Genomic DNA, 13614 nt, shown 5'->3' with positions numbered 1-13614 from the left:
CTGCTCGCCGCGCACGTGCCCGTTGGTCAGCAGCGCCACCGGCAGCTGGCGCTGCACGAAGTTCAGCAGGATTCGGTAGCCGCTCATCACCGCCAGCGAGGAGCCCAACACCAGCAGGGAGCTGGAACGGTGCTCCATGTCGTTGATGGCCTGCTTGCGGGCGGCGGGCACGCTCTCACCGAAGTACACCACGTCCGGCTTCAAGGCCATGGAACCGCAGCGCAGGCAGGGAACCATCACAAATTCCTTGACCAGGTACTCGGGCAGCTGCACGTCCCCGTCCGGGTTCACGGCCGAGGGGTCCAGGTCGACCTTCTGCGCGTAGCCCGGGTTCGCCTTTTGCAGGCGGGCATCCAGGTGTTCGCGGTCCTCCCGGTAGCCGCAGTCCAGGCAGATGACCACGGACAGGTCCCCGTGCACCGGCACCACGTTGTGTGACCCGGCCTCCTGGTGCAGGCCATCCACGTTCTGGGTGACTATCCCGCTGATCCGGCCCTCCTGTTCCCAGCGGACCAGGCGGCGGTGGATCTGGTTGGGCTGGGCCTTGAACATGTGGCGCCAGCCAATGTAGCTGCGCGCCCAGTAGCGCTGCCGGGCGTCGGGGCGGTAGCGGAATTCCTGGTAGGTCATGGGCCGGTGGCGCTGCAGGGAGCCGTTGGGGCCGCGGTAGTCCGGGATGCCGGAATCGGTGGAAACTCCGGCCCCGGTGACCACCATGACATTGCCGTGATCCAGCATCCGCTGCACCCCGGCGGCCGCTTCGGCCGGGTCGCTGGGTGGTGCGGTCTGCTCCACGATGCGCTGCATGGAACGGATCGCCGAACGGTGGGCCATGTTGATTGACAGCGCGTGGTTTTCTTCCAAAATCGGCCTTCCGCTAGGGGTTGCGGACACGACAAACGCCGCAACGAGCTAGGGCTAAATTTAGCCTAGTTGTTGCGGCTTGTCGTGTGATGTGTACTGATAGAGTCGGACTCCTCCAACGACTGTCGTGAAACCGGGGCCATCACTTCCCGGTACCGCCGGGCCTAATGCCGGGCGTCGCTCTCTTCGTCGTCAGAGTATTTCTTGGCCAAATCGTCATAGTCCGAATAGTCGTCACTATAGGACGATTCGGCATGCTCAGGTGCCTGGGTATGGCGCTCACGGCGCACGCCCAGTTCACGCTCCAGTGCGGTCAGATCAGTGGCGGGCGAGTAGTACTTGATGTCTCGCGCCTGACGCTGTGCTTTAGCCTTTTGACGGCCGCGCCCCATGGCGTGACCCCCTCTTTTCAGTAGAGTCGGGAGGTGGTCCACCAATTAGCCGGTGGAGGCCCCCGAATATGTGATCAGTTCTTTCGTAATTCAAGGTTAACATGATTCCCCGGCGAGCGCTCATCGCAACACGTGCGCAAACCGTTAGACTAACGACAAGTGCCGTGATCATTTGGCCCAACGCCAAATCCATGTGAAGGAGTTCACATCGGTGATCGATGATAACCTGCCCGAGCCCCAGGCGGCCCTGCCGCCCCTGCGGCCCGAACCCGAGCCAGAAAAGAAGCGCACGGGACAGTGGATCCTGCTGGTGATCGCCTTCCTTGCCCTGGCCGCGGCGGCTGTCTTCGTGGTGTTGCGTTTCATCTCCCCCACCCAGGCTCCGCTGCAGGCCGAGGTTGACCGCAACCCGGATCCGGGGCTGGACGGGGTCATCGCCGAGGCGATGCCCCCGGAGCAACTGAAGGTCGGCGAGTGCCTGCGCGGCTTCACCTCCCCGCTGGAACCGCAGACCGTGGTGACCTGCGAGTCGGCGCACAACGCCCAGCTGATCGGCACCTTCGAGGTGGAAGGCAGCGAGTTCCCGGGGGCCTCGCAGCTGCTGACCGAGGCCGAGGATCTGTGCAAGTCGGTTCCGCTGGATCCGACCTCCCCACTGGACTCAAGCTGGACCTACCATTTCTCCCGCCCCAGCCAGGGCACCTGGAACCAGGGCGACCGGCTGATCTCCTGCTTCCTGTCACTGAGCGAGGGCAGCGTGCGCAGCTCGCTGCTGCCGCCGGACACCGCCAGCTAGGCCGGCCCCGTTCACCCGCCAGCGCGGCGCACCATCACTGGGATGGTGCGCCGCGCTGCTGGTTTCACCGGGCTGTCGCTGCCGCCGGGCCTAGGCCGGGCTGAGGGTCAGCCCGTTGGCCTCCACGTCCACGCCCACCTTGACGGTGTCCCCGTCGTGGATCGTGCCGGCCAGCAGTTCGCGGGCCAGCTTGTCCCCGATCTCGCGCTGCACCAGCCGGCGCAGCGGGCGGGCACCGTAGGCCGGGTCGTACCCGGTCAGGGCCAGCCAATCGCGGGCTGCGGAGTCCACCTCCAGGGTGAGCCGGCGCTCTGCCAGCCGTTCGGCCAGGTTCGCGATCTGCAGCTCGACAATGTGGCCCAGCTGCTGGACGCTGAGGGCGTCGAACATGATCACGTCATCCAGCCGGTTCAGGAACTCCGGCTTGAACGAGGCATTGACCACGTTCATGACCGCCTCGTGCCGTGCGGCCAGATCCATCTCCTGGTCGACCAGGAACTGGCTGCCCAGGTTGGAGGTCAGGATCAGGATCGTGTTGCGGAAGTCCACGGTGCGTCCCTGCCCGTCGGTCAACCGCCCGTCATCGAGCACCTGCAGCAGGATGTCGAACACTTCCGGGTGCGCCTTCTCGACCTCGTCGAGCAGGATCACCGAGTAGGGCCGGCGGCGCACCGCTTCGGTGAGCTGGCCGCCCTCCTCGTAGCCGACGTAGCCCGGAGGGGCACCGACCAGCCGGGCCACCGCATGCTTCTCCGAGTACTCGGACATGTCGATGCGCACCATGGCCCGGGCGTCATCGAACAGGAAGTCCGCCAACGCCTTGGCCAGCTCGGTCTTGCCCACGCCGGTGGGGCCCAGGAACAGGAACGAACCGGTGGGCCGGTCCGGGTCCGCGATCCCGGCCCGGGAACGGCGTACCGCATCGGAGACGGCGGCCACCGCCTGGGTCTGGCCGATCAGCCGCTGGCCGATCACCTTTTCCATGTCCAGCAGCTTCTGGCTTTCACCCTGCAGCATCCGCCCGGCCGGGATCCCGGTCCAGGCCGAGATCACCTCGGCGATGTCATCGGCGGTGACCTCCTCGGCGACCATCAGCTCCCGATCCGCGTCGCTGGCCTCGGCCGCGGCGGCCGCGTCCAGCTCCTGCTGCAGCGCCGGGATCTCCCCGTAGAGCAGCCGCGAGGCCTTCTCCAGGTCGCCTTCGCGCTGGTACTTCTCCGCCTGGCTGCGCAGCTCGTCAAGCTGGGCCTTCAGGTCACCGACCCGGTTCAGCCCGGCCTTCTCCGCCTCCCAGCGGGAGTTCAGCGCGTCAAGCTGCTCCTTCTTGTCCGCCATGTCCTTGCGCAGCGCCTCCAGACGCTCCACCGAGGCCGGGTCGGTCTCCGTGGACAGGGCCAACTCCTCCATGGTCAGCCGGTCCACCTCACGGCGCAGCTCGTCGATCTCCTCGGGGGCCGAGTCGATCTCCATGCGCAGCCGGCTGGCGGCCTCGTCGACCAGGTCGATGGCCTTGTCCGGCAGCTGGCGTCCGGAGATGTAGCGGTTGGACAGGGCGGCGGCGGCCACCAAGGCACTGTCGGCGATGGCAACCTTGTGGTGCGCCTCGTAGCGTTCCTTCAGCCCACGCAGGATCGCGATGGTGTCATCAACGCTCGGCTCGCCCACGTACACCTGGGCGAAGCGGCGTTCCAGGGCCGGGTCCTTCTCAATGTTCTCGCGGTACTCATCCAGTGTGGTGGCGCCGATCAGGCGCAGTTCCCCGCGGGCGAGCATCGGCTTGAGCATGTTTCCGGCGTCCATTGCGCCTTCCGAGGCACCGGCACCCACGACGGTGTGGATCTCGTCAATGAAGGTCACGATCTGCCCGTCGGAGGCCTTGATCTCCTCTAGGACGGCCTTCAGGCGCTCCTCAAACTCACCGCGGTACTTCGCACCGGCCACCATGGCACCCAGGTCCAGGGAAATCAGGGTCTTGCCGCGCAGCGATTCGGGTACGTCCCCGGCGACCATGCGCTGGGCCAGGCCCTCCACCACGGCGGTCTTGCCGACGCCCGGGTCACCGATGAGCACCGGGTTGTTCTTGGTGCGCCGCGAAAGCACCTGCACCACACGCCGGATTTCCTTGTCGCGCCCGATCACCGGGTCGAGCTTGCCGGAGCGGGCCAGTGCAGTCATGTCGGTGCCGAACTTCTCCAGCGACTGGAACGTGCCTTCCGGATCCGGGCTGTCGACCTTGCGGTCCCCGCGGATGGAGGGCAGGGTGGCGCTGAGCAGTTCGCGCGTCGCTCCAACCTCGCGCATCGCTTCCCCGGCCTTGGTGACATCCGAGGCCAGTCCGATGAGCAGGTGTTCGGTGGAGACATAGGTGTCCCCCAGTTCACCGGCCAGTTCCTGGGCCGCGTTGACAGTCTGCAACAGCTGGCGCGAGAACTGGGCCTGCGCCACGGAGGAGCCCGAGCCGGCGGGCAGAGCCTTGATGACCGAGCTGGTCTTGACCGAGAGCCCATCGACGTCGATACCTGCGGTCTTCAGCAGCGCCACGGCCACCGAGTCACGCTGGTCAAGCAGCGCCTTGAGCAGGTGCGCCGGTTCAATCTGCGGGTTGCCCGCGGTCGAGGCATTCATCCCGGCCGCGGAGAGAGCCTCCTGGCTCTTGGTGGTGAGTTTGGTGTCCATTCGAGTCCTTCCTCTCAGACCTACACCTCATAAACTTGAGTCTACTTAACTCAACTTACTTTGGGGAGATCCTATTCCGGACTTTACGGAAAATTTTCGTTGTTTTCCCGGCCCTTCCACGCCTCGGCGGCCGGCGCCGCCCGCGCGGGCTTCGGCGTCCCCTTAAACGCAAAAGGCGAGCACTTCACCAAGAAGCACTCGCGTTTCGCGGCAGCGGTTCGGGCCGGGTCAGCGGCGGATGGAACCGATGAAGTAGTCCGAGGGAACGATCGCCTTGCCCAGCGGCATCAGCGAAATCGGGATCATCTTCAGGTTGGCAATGCCCAGCGGGATTCCAACGATCGAGATGAACATCGGGATGGCCGTCAGCACATGGCCGATCGCGATCCAGATCCCGGCCACAATCACCCAGATGATATTGCCCAGGGTCGAGAACGCGCCGACCGGTCCGCGGTCAACGACGGTACGCCCAAAGGGCCACAACGCATACCCGGCAATCCGGAAGGAAGCGATGCCAAAGGGAATGGTGACGATCAGCAGGCAGCAAATGATGCCGGCCAGCACGTAGCCCAGCGCCAGCCACAGCCCGCCGCAGACCAGCCAAATGATATTCAGTACCGCACGCAATAGACTCATGGCTTTATTCTGCCCCAACCCGGCCCGCTGGGACATCGGGGAAAACCCGGATCAGCCCCGGATTCTTGCCGAACGTGCGCAATCTCCCGGCCTTCCTGCTCCCGGTGCGGCCGGCGGCTCCGATAGGATTAGGCATCATGAGCGACCGTAGCGCAGATTCGATTCCCTCCCCCGAAACCGGCACCCGCGACCCGGAACTGTTCCGCAAGGAACCGTTTTCCTTCGTGCGCCGTGGCAACCGCCTGCAGGGACGTCGCGCCCGAGCCTGGGAACGCAATGCCGACCGCTACGTGATCGAACCGGAACGTAAGCAGACCGACACCTCCGTTGCCGAGGATCAGCAGCTGGACCTGCAGCAAACCTTCGAACGCACCGCTCCGCTGATCGTGGAGATCGGCACCGGGTTGGGCGAATGCATCGCCAACGCGGCCAAGGACGACGCGGAGCGCAACTATCTGGCGGTGGAGGTCTACCGCCCCGGCTTGGCCCAGCTGATGCTGAAGGTCGAGTCCTTTGGGCTGCAGAATGTACGCGCGATTCAGGCCAACGCGCCCGAGGTGCTCGATGTCATGCTGCCTGCGTCCAGCGCCGATGAAATCTGGATCTTCTTCTCCGATCCCTGGCACAAGACCCGCCACCACAAGCGCCGCCTGATCAAGACCGAATTCCTGGACAAGGTCGCGCGCGTGCTCAAGCCCGGCGGCACCCTGCGACTGGCCACCGACTGGTCCAACTACGCGGAGCAGATGCGCGAGCTGCTGGAGGCACACCCTCAGTTCACCAACCAGCATCCGGGCAATCTGGCCGGCGAGCACAGCGAACTGACCAGGGTGCGTCGTGAGGGGCTGGAAGGCCATGACTCCGAGCCGGCCTTTACCGATGAGCTGGGCGGCTGGGCCCCGCGCTTTGAGCGTCGCATCCTGACCAGTTTTGAAAGCAAGGCGTTGAAGGCCGGGCGCCGCGTGTTTGACCTGGCCTACACGCGCAACTAGGCGCTGGGTGCCCGGCGGCGCGGCGGAAGTATTTTCGCCCTCGTCCCACCCGGATGGGGCAGCCGGAGGGCTGTGGCGCTAAGGTTCAACCATGGATTTGTCGTCGTGTCCCACCCTGGAGTTTGCCCAGACCCGCTTGGAGCAGCTGGCTCCATCCCACGTGAACGATCTGGCCGCGGTCGTCGCCGAAGAGGGCATGCAGGAGTTGTGGTTTACCTCGATCCCGGCCCCCACCGCAGTGGGTTCTGAGATTGAACGACGTCTGGAACTCCAGGATCAGGGGCTGATGGCGCCGTACGCGATCATCGATGCCCGTTCGGGACGCGCCGTGGGCGCCACAACGTTGATGAACATTGATGCGGTGAACCGACGGGTCGAAATCGGTTCCACGTTCCTGGCACCCTCGGCCCAGGGAACGGGAATCAACCCGGCGGCCAAGTTCATGCTGCTGAGCCGGGCGTTCGAGGATCTGAAGTGCATCGCGGTTGAATTCCGCACGCATTGGCACAATCAGGCCAGCCGGGCCGCCATCTCCCGGCTGGGCGCAAAGCAGGACGGTGTGCTGCGCAGCCACATGTTTGACCCGGCAACCCAGTCGCTGCGCGACACCGTGGTCTTCTCGATCCTGCCCCACGAGTGGCCGGCGGTGCGCGCCAACCTTCTGGCCCGCCTGCGCAGGCACGGGCTGATCGGTTAGGGACCGATCGCGCGCCGGGTAGTGCACAGTGTGACCTGTGGTTCGCGGCGCTGCGGGCGGGTGCCGCGGCTGAGCGTGACAATGTCCCCGGCCATGGTGCCTGCGGCAAACACGCGGCTCTGGTTGCTGCGCAACTCATAGACCTCCTCCTGCAGGGATCCAACCTGCCGGCGCAGCTGGTCCACCTTGGCCTCAAGCTGCAGAATGCGCCGGATGCCTTCGAGCGAAACGCCTTCCTTGCTCAGCTGCTGGACCTGGCGCAGCAGCTGCACATCGCGCTGCGAGTAGCGCCGCTGCTTGCCGGCCTGCCTGCTGGGAGAGACCAGGCCCATGCGGTCGTACTGGCGCAGGGTCTGTGGATGCATGTCAGCCAGCTGCGCGGCAACCGAAATGACAAATACCGGTCGTATGTAATCCCCGGTCACTTTCACCTACCACCTTTTCGGTTCGGGCAGCCCCACTCGGTGCCCGAACATGTACGTGCGGCCGGCAACCCGTCAGCGGATGGGTTGCCGGCCCCTTGCTATAGCCGTGCCCGGGCCGCCAGATCGGCCCGCGGGTCATCCCCGGCCGTGGCCGCGGCGAACTGCTCGATGGCCTTCTTGGCTTCATCGCTCAGGTTCTGCGGCACCATCACGTCCAGGACGATCATCAGGTCACCGGAGGCCTTGGAAGTTTTCACTCCCCGGCCCTTCAGGCGCAGCGTTCGTCCCGAGCTGGAACCGGCGGGCACCTTGACGGTGACTTCTTCGCCGTTCAGCGTCGGCACCTGGATCTTGGCCCCCAGGGCAGCTTCATCGAAGCTGACCGGAACGTGGATGCGGATGTTGTTCCCGTCGCGCTTGAAGAACGGGTGTTCACTGACCTTGACCTTCACCAGCAGGTCCCCGTTGCCCGCCGGGCCGGGCTGCCCCTTGCCGCGCACGCGCACGGACTGCCCGTCGCGGATGCCGGCGGGAATGCGCACGTCGATCACTTCGCCGCTGGGTTCACGCAGCCCGATGGTCGTGCCGTTGATCGAGCCGGCGAAGGAGATGGTGGTGCTGGCGTTGCGGTCCGCGCCCTTGCGCGGCGGTGCCTGCCGGCCGAAGCCGCCGCCAAATCCGCCGCCGCCGAAACCGCCGCCACCGAAACCGCCGCCACCGCCAAAGAGGTCCGCGAACTCCGGGGGAACCTGTCCACCGCCGCGTGCCCCGCCGCCGCCCCCGAAGAGGTTGGAGAAGATGTCCTCGAAACCTGCCCCCTGGGCCCCGGCGCCGGCGCCGGAGGTGAAGCGTGCACCGGACCCCATGGCGCGGATGGCATCGTACTGCTGGCGCTGTTCCGGGTCGGACAGTACCGAGTTCGCCTCGGAGATGTCCTTGAATTTCTGTTCGGCCGCCGCGTCCCCGGGGTTCGTATCCGGGTGGTACTTGCGTGCCAGCTTGCGGTAGGCCTTCTTGATTTCCGCGTCGTCGGCATCCTTCGAGACGCCGAGGATCGCGTAAAAGTCCTTTTCGATCCAATCCTGACTTGCCATCAGGCCTCCAACCTTTCGTCAGCCGGTTCGACACTGCCCACTGTCGATTCTCGGCAGTGGGCAGTGTCGATGTGTTATTTGTCGGCGACTACTCGCCGGTGGATACCATCACCTGGGCGGCGCGCAGGATGCGCTCCCCCTTCTTGTATCCAATACGCAGGATCTGTCCCACATGGTCGGCGTCGATCCCCTCAACCGGCTGACGCAGCAGCGCCTCGTGGACGTTCGGATCGAACTCCACACCCGCCTGGTCGATACGCTCCAGTCCGTGAGACTGCAGTACCGCATCGAGCTTGTTCGCGATGGCCGCGAACGGCCCATCGGTCAAGTCCCCGTGCTTGCGTGCGGCGTCCACGTCGTCGAGCACCGGCAACAGGGTTGCCAGCACCGACTGCACCGCTTGGTCGCGCACGGCTTCACGGTCGCGCTCCACGCGCTTGCGGTAGTTCACGTACTCGGCCTGCAGCCGCAGCAGGTCGTTGCGCAGCTCGGTGACAACCTCGCCCACTTCGTCCTGCTCCGACTGTTCAGCCGATACGCCTGCCTCGTTCAGGATCGCCTCGGCCTGACCCAAAGCGTCGGCGTTCGGCTGCGCCTCGGCAGCCTCCTGCTGGTTCTCCGGCTGCTGGCCGGAGTTGGCGTTCTGGTCCTGTGCCTCGGACATGTTCCCTTACTCCCTACTTCTTGTCGTCTTCGTCTTCGTCAATGACCTCGGCGTCGACGATGTCTTCCTCGGCGTTGGGAGCTTCGCCCTCGCCTGCGGCTGCGGACTCGGCCTGGGTGTTGGCGTAGATGGCCTCGCCCAGCTTGGTCTGCGAAGCCTGCAGCTTCTCAAACGCGGTCTTGACCTCTTCGTCGTTGTCCTGCTTCTCCAGGGCGGCCTTCAGTGCATCCACATCTGCCTGGACTTCGGTCTTGACCTCTTCGGGCAGCTTGTCCTCATTGTCCTTGATCAGCTTGTCCACCGAGTAGGCGGCCTGCTCGGCGGCGTTGCGGGTCTCGGCAGCTTCACGACGCTTCTTGTCCTCGGCTGCGTGCTCCTCGGCTTCGCGCACCATGCGCTCGATGTCATCCTTGGACAGCGAGGTGCCGCCGGTGATGGTCATCGACTGCTCGGTGCCGGTGCCCTTGTCCTTCGCCGAAACGTGCACGATGCCGTTGGCGTCGATGTCGAAGGTGACCTCAACCTGCGGGATGCCGCGCGGAGCCGGGGCGATGCCGGTCAGCTCGAAGGTACCCAGTGCCTGGTTGTCGCGGGTGAACTCGCGTTCGCCCTGGAACACCTGGATGGACACCGAAGGCTGGTTGTCCTCGGCGGTGGTGAAGGTTTCCGAGCGCTTGGTCGGGATCGCGGTGTTGCGTTCGATAAGCTTGGTCATCACGCCACCCTTGGTCTCGATGCCCAGCGACAGCGGAGTCACGTCGATCAGCAGCACGTCCTTGCGTTCGCCCTTGAGCACGCCGGCCTGCAGGGCGGCGCCCACGGCCACGACCTCATCCGGGTTCACACCCTTGTTGGCTTCCTTGCCGGCCATTTCCTTGACCAGTTCGGCCACCGCTGGCATACGGGTCGAACCACCCACCAGGATCACGTGGGCAATGTCCGACACCTTCACGCCGGCTTCGCGGATGACGTCCTGGAACGGCTTCTTGGTCCGTTCCAGCAGGTCCGCGGTCAGTTCCTGGAACTTGGCGCGCGAGAGGTGCTCATCCAGGTGCACCGGACCGTCGGCGGTCACCGACAGGTACTGCAGCGAGATGTTGGTGCTGGTGGCCGAGGACAGCTCCTTCTTGGCCTGCTCAGCGGCTTCCTTCAGGCGCTGCAGGGCGATCTTGTCCTTGGACAGGTCAGCACCCTTGCTCTTGGCCTGGGCCAGCAGCCAGTCAACGATGCGCTGGTCCCAGTCGTCGCCGCCCAGGCGGTTGTCACCGGCGGTGGCGCGAACCTGAATGGTCGAGAAGTCGTCCTCGTCCTTGCCAACTTCCAGCAGCGAGACGTCGAAGGTACCGCCACCCAGGTCGAAGACCAGGATCAGTTCATCTTCCTTGCCCTTGTCCAGGCCGTAGGCCAGGGCCGCGGCGGTCGGCTCGTTGACGATGCGCAGCACGTTCAGGCCAGCGATTTCGCCGGCTTCCTTGGTGGCCTGGCGCTCGGCGTCGTTGAAGTAGGCCGGAACGGTGATGACCGCGTCGGTCACCTTTTCACCCAGGTAGGACTCGGCGTCGTTCTTCAGCTTCATCAGCGTACGGGCCGAGATTTCCTGCGGGGTGTACTTCTTGTCATCGATCTCGATGGTCCAGTCGGTGCCCATGTGGCGCTTGACCGAGGCGATGGTGCGATCGATGTTGTTCACGGCCTGGCGCTTGGCGATGTCACCGACCAGGACTTCGCCGCTCTTGGAGAAGGCGACGATCGAGGGGGTGGTGCGGTTGCCTTCAGCGTTGGCGATAACGGTCGGCTCGCCGCCTTCCAAAACGGAAACGACCGAGTTGGTGGTTCCGAGGTCGATACCTACGGCACGCGACATAATGGCTCTCCTTTGCCTTGGTTAAAACTGACTAACGCTGGGGCGTTTTACCCCGGTTGAGCGTTCCGCACTCAAGTTTACTCTCGAGCGTTTCGCTGTCAAATCAAACTTGAGTGATGGTGACTCAACTTTGCGTTCTGTCATGTTCAACGGGCCCGGAGCCACAATCATTCCCCGTGGCGAAAGATTTTTTGGAAAATTCTTTTGCCAGGCCCGTCCCCGGCTCGTTTCCCCGCCCAGCCTGCGGCCTGCCGCCTGCCCATCTACCGCCGGGTCGTGGGAACCAGCACTGCACGGGACAATGGAGAACAGGGCATTGGACAATGCAATTGAGCACGAAAACCAAGAAGGGAAGCCACCGATGAAATCGAAGAACCGCTGGAAGGATCTCTCCCCCGCCCGGCGTGCGGTGCTGGTTGCCCTGGCCGCCCTACAGCTGCTGATCCAGGGAATCGCGCTGCGCGACCTGGCCGCGCGCGGTCAGCACCGGATCAACGGCTCGAAGAAGCTGTGGGTGGCCGCAACCTTTATCAACTTCGCCGGCCCGCTGGGCTACCTGCGTTGGGGGCGCAAGCAGCCCTGAGCCGCCCGGCGGCCCAATCCGGCTCCTGCGGGGATGGCAAAGCCCGGCAACGCGATGGCGTTGCCGGGCTTTGTCGGCTGTGGTCCCAGCCGTGGATCTTCCGTTGTGCGCTGCGCCGGACCCATCTGGACCTGGCGCGTGCGGCCGGTGAACTACCGGGAATTAGTGGCCGGGCTGGTGGCGCGGCGGGGACGACGCGAGCGACTGCGGTTCGCCCCGGCGGCCGGGCGGGATTCGCTGGCCCCGCGGGTGTTGCGGCTGCGCCCACCGTCCTTGGGTGCGGACTTCTCACGGTTCGCACCGGCTTCGGGGCGTCCGGCGCCGGAGCGGCGGGTGCCCGAGGCGCGGGAGGACTCGGTCTTGCCGCGGCGGTTGCCGCCGCGGGCGCCCTGCGCCGTCTTGGGGCCCTGGCGCTTGGGCTGCTGCTTCACCGGCGCCTCGTAGGCCACCAGTTCGGCCACTTCCCCAACAACCTCGGCCACGGCCGGCGAATTGCGGTCCACCTTCTCAAAGGGAACCTTCAGTCCGGCCTGCTTGAGCAGCTGGGCCACATCCCCCTGCTGGTCGGTGGTGGCGATGGTGACCACGGTGCCGTCGGAGCCGGCACGGGCGGTGCGTCCCGAGCGGTGCAGGTAGGCCTTGTGCTCTGCCGGCGGGTCAATGTGCACCACCAGCTCCACCCCGTCCACGTGCACGCCGCGGGCGGCGACGTCGGTGGCCACCAGCACCTTGGCCGAGCCGTCGGAGAACGCGGCCAGGTTGCGGTCACGGGCGTTCTGGCTCAGGTTGCCGTGCAGGTCCACGGCCGGGATGCCGGCCTTGGAAAGCCACAGCGCCATCTTCTTGGCGTGGTGCTTGGTGCGCATGAACATGATGCGCCGGCCCACACCGCTGGCCAGGGTACGCACCATCTCCTTCTTTTCCTCCGGATCCACCACGAAGACGCGGTGCTCCATGGTGTTCACGGCGGCCTTCGGCGCATCGACCGAATGCACGGTGGGGTTGTGCAGGTAGCGCTTGACCACCTTGTCCACCCCGTTGTCCAGGGTGGCGGAGAACAGCAGGTGCTGGATGCCCTGCGGGGTGCGGTCCAGGATGCGGCGCACCACCGGCAGGAAACCCATGTCGGCCATGTGGTCGGCCTCGTCGAGCACCGAGACCTCGACCTCGGACAGGTCCACGATCTTCTGCCCCATCAGGTCATCCAGGCGTCCGGGGCAGGCGATGACAATGTCCACGCCCTCATTCATGGCCTTTTCCTGGCGCGACTGGGCGACCCCGCCGTAGATGACGGTGGTGCGCAGCCCGGCGGCGGCGGCCAGCGGGTCGATGGTCTTGGAAATCTGGGTGGCCAGCTCGCGGGTGGGGGCCATGATCAGGGCGCGCGGGAAACGCGCGCGGCGGCGGCGCGGCTGGGCGGCCAGGCGGGCCACCACCGGCAGGGAGAAGGCCAGGGTCTTGCCCGAACCGGTCTGCCCGCGGCCCAGCACGTCCCCACCGGCCAGGGTGGAGGGCAGGGTGGCTTCCTGGATCGGGAACGGGGAGTCGATGCCCTGCTGCTGCAGGACCGAAACCAGGTTCTGGGGCACACCAAGGGCGCTGAAGGATGCTGTCATGAGACGAACTTTCTCTAGAACTCGCTGATGCGCCGCCTGTGCGGCGCACGGGATCGCCGAAAGCAGGAGAAAGTCCGCAGCCGCGAGGTGCAAAGCCGGCGGAGGGCCGGGTTCACGACGCGTGGCCGCGCGGGCGGATTCGCCCCGGGACCAGTGGGAAATCTAATCAATCGACGCATGCGCCGCGCGGGGCAACCCGGACGATTTCCGGGGCCGGCCGCCAGGGGCGCACAACGTTCAATCCTACCAGCGCCGCCTCGCCCAGACCGTGGTCTACGGCATACCGCCGGCTTCCAGGACCGAGATGTGTACCAC

13 protein-coding genes are annotated in these 13614 nt (G+C 65.6%); 4 read left to right on the top strand and 9 right to left on the bottom strand.

All coding sequences use genetic code 11. The features are described from left to right. Both RCJ92_RS04385 and RCJ92_RS04380 read right to left on the bottom strand, forming a co-directional pair. A partial coding sequence (locus RCJ92_RS04385; RefSeq protein ID WP_446753857.1) for a Sir2 family NAD-dependent protein deacetylase occupies nt 1-864 on the bottom strand: 864 nt, incomplete at its 3' end. A 164-nt stretch (nt 865-1028) separates the two neighbouring features. Continuing rightward, complete coding sequence (locus RCJ92_RS04380; protein WP_054821086.1) at nt 1029-1256, bottom strand: DUF3073 family protein; 228 nt, start codon at nt 1254-1256, stop codon at nt 1029-1031. A gap of 211 nt (nt 1257-1467) precedes the next feature. Here RCJ92_RS04380 and RCJ92_RS04375 point away from each other — a divergent pair, with 211 nt between their 5' ends. Further along, complete coding sequence (locus RCJ92_RS04375) at nt 1468-2052, top strand: septum formation family protein (RefSeq protein WP_138176797.1); 585 nt, start codon at nt 1468-1470, stop codon at nt 2050-2052. Between the two features lie 90 nt (nt 2053-2142). On the opposite strand, the gene clpB is transcribed toward RCJ92_RS04375, so the two are convergent. Both clpB and RCJ92_RS04365 read right to left on the bottom strand, forming a co-directional pair. Next, nucleotides 2143-4728 carry an ATP-dependent chaperone ClpB gene (clpB, locus tag RCJ92_RS04370; RefSeq protein ID WP_138176794.1) on the bottom strand — a complete coding sequence of 862 codons (2586 nt, stop codon included), beginning with the start codon at nt 4726-4728 and terminating at the stop codon, nt 2143-2145. 228 nt (nt 4729-4956) lie between these two features. Further along, the gene (locus RCJ92_RS04365) at nt 4957-5364 is read right to left on the bottom strand and encodes a YccF domain-containing protein (protein WP_421014115.1); all 408 of its coding nucleotides are present in this window, start codon (nt 5362-5364) and stop codon (nt 4957-4959) included. Nucleotides 5365-5501: 137 nt separating this feature from the next. On the opposite strand from RCJ92_RS04365, the gene trmB reads away from it, so the two are divergent. Next, complete coding sequence (trmB, locus tag RCJ92_RS04360; protein WP_138926677.1) at nt 5502-6356, top strand: tRNA (guanosine(46)-N7)-methyltransferase TrmB; 855 nt, start codon at nt 5502-5504, stop codon at nt 6354-6356. Between the two features lie 91 nt (nt 6357-6447). Further along, entirely contained in the window at nt 6448-7053 is a 606-nt protein-coding gene (locus RCJ92_RS04355; protein ID WP_446753856.1) for a GNAT family N-acetyltransferase, read from the top strand. Here RCJ92_RS04355 and RCJ92_RS04350 read toward each other — a convergent pair. The 4 genes from RCJ92_RS04350 to dnaK form a co-directional block, all read right to left on the bottom strand. Further along, nucleotides 7050-7478, bottom strand: a complete 429-nt coding sequence (locus RCJ92_RS04350) for a heat shock protein transcriptional repressor HspR (RefSeq protein ID WP_446753855.1) — start codon at nt 7476-7478, stop codon at nt 7050-7052. The two genes, RCJ92_RS04355 and RCJ92_RS04350, sit on opposite strands and share 4 nt — an antisense overlap. Before the next feature lie 98 nt (nt 7479-7576). Next, on the bottom strand, nt 7577-8572 hold the full coding sequence (locus RCJ92_RS04345) for a DnaJ C-terminal domain-containing protein (protein WP_446753854.1): 996 nt from the start codon (nt 8570-8572) through the stop codon (nt 7577-7579). Nucleotides 8573-8660: 88 nt separating this feature from the next. Next, the gene (locus RCJ92_RS04340; protein ID WP_138176779.1) at nt 8661-9236 is read right to left on the bottom strand and encodes a nucleotide exchange factor GrpE; all 576 of its coding nucleotides are present in this window, start codon (nt 9234-9236) and stop codon (nt 8661-8663) included. A 13-nt stretch (nt 9237-9249) separates the two neighbouring features. Continuing rightward, on the bottom strand, nt 9250-11100 hold the full coding sequence (dnaK, locus tag RCJ92_RS04335; RefSeq protein WP_138176776.1) for a molecular chaperone DnaK: 1851 nt from the start codon (nt 11098-11100) through the stop codon (nt 9250-9252). Between the two features lie 361 nt (nt 11101-11461). Here dnaK and RCJ92_RS04330 point away from each other — a divergent pair, with 361 nt between their 5' ends. Continuing rightward, nucleotides 11462-11683, top strand: a complete 222-nt coding sequence (locus tag RCJ92_RS04330; protein ID WP_446753853.1) for a hypothetical protein — start codon at nt 11462-11464, stop codon at nt 11681-11683. A 152-nt stretch (nt 11684-11835) separates the two neighbouring features. On the opposite strand, the gene RCJ92_RS04325 is transcribed toward RCJ92_RS04330, so the two are convergent. After that, the gene (locus RCJ92_RS04325) at nt 11836-13299 is read right to left on the bottom strand and encodes a DEAD/DEAH box helicase (RefSeq protein ID WP_138926683.1); all 1464 of its coding nucleotides are present in this window, start codon (nt 13297-13299) and stop codon (nt 11836-11838) included. Between the last annotated feature and the right edge of the window lie 315 nt (nt 13300-13614).

Source organism: Glutamicibacter sp. BSL13, assembly GCF_052928425.1.
Note: the sequence above shows the minus strand (reverse complement) of the source record. Positions and strands in the feature narration are given on the sequence as shown.

What these genes read in the sequence shown, in the direction of transcription:
- RCJ92_RS04330 (WP_446753853.1), top strand. Translation starts at nt 11,462, where the DNA reads ATGAAATCGAAGAACCGCTGGAAGGATCTCTCCCCCGCCCGGCGTGCG.
- RCJ92_RS04380 (WP_054821086.1), bottom strand. Translation starts at nt 1,256, where the DNA reads ATGGGGCGCGGCCGTCAAAAGGCTAAAGCACAGCGTCAGGCGCGAGAC.
- RCJ92_RS04345 (WP_446753854.1), bottom strand. Translation starts at nt 8,572, where the DNA reads ATGGCAAGTCAGGATTGGATCGAAAAGGACTTTTACGCGATCCTCGGC.
- RCJ92_RS04325 (WP_138926683.1), bottom strand. Translation starts at nt 13,299, where the DNA reads ATGACAGCATCCTTCAGCGCCCTTGGTGTGCCCCAGAACCTGGTTTCG.
- clpB (WP_138176794.1), bottom strand. Translation starts at nt 4,728, where the DNA reads ATGGACACCAAACTCACCACCAAGAGCCAGGAGGCTCTCTCCGCGGCC.
- dnaK (WP_138176776.1), bottom strand. Translation starts at nt 11,100, where the DNA reads ATGTCGCGTGCCGTAGGTATCGACCTCGGAACCACCAACTCGGTCGTT.
- RCJ92_RS04365 (WP_421014115.1), bottom strand. Translation starts at nt 5,364, where the DNA reads ATGAGTCTATTGCGTGCGGTACTGAATATCATTTGGCTGGTCTGCGGC.
- RCJ92_RS04340 (WP_138176779.1), bottom strand. Translation starts at nt 9,236, where the DNA reads ATGTCCGAGGCACAGGACCAGAACGCCAACTCCGGCCAGCAGCCGGAG.
- RCJ92_RS04355 (WP_446753856.1), top strand. Translation starts at nt 6,448, where the DNA reads ATGGATTTGTCGTCGTGTCCCACCCTGGAGTTTGCCCAGACCCGCTTG.
- trmB (WP_138926677.1), top strand. Translation starts at nt 5,502, where the DNA reads ATGAGCGACCGTAGCGCAGATTCGATTCCCTCCCCCGAAACCGGCACC.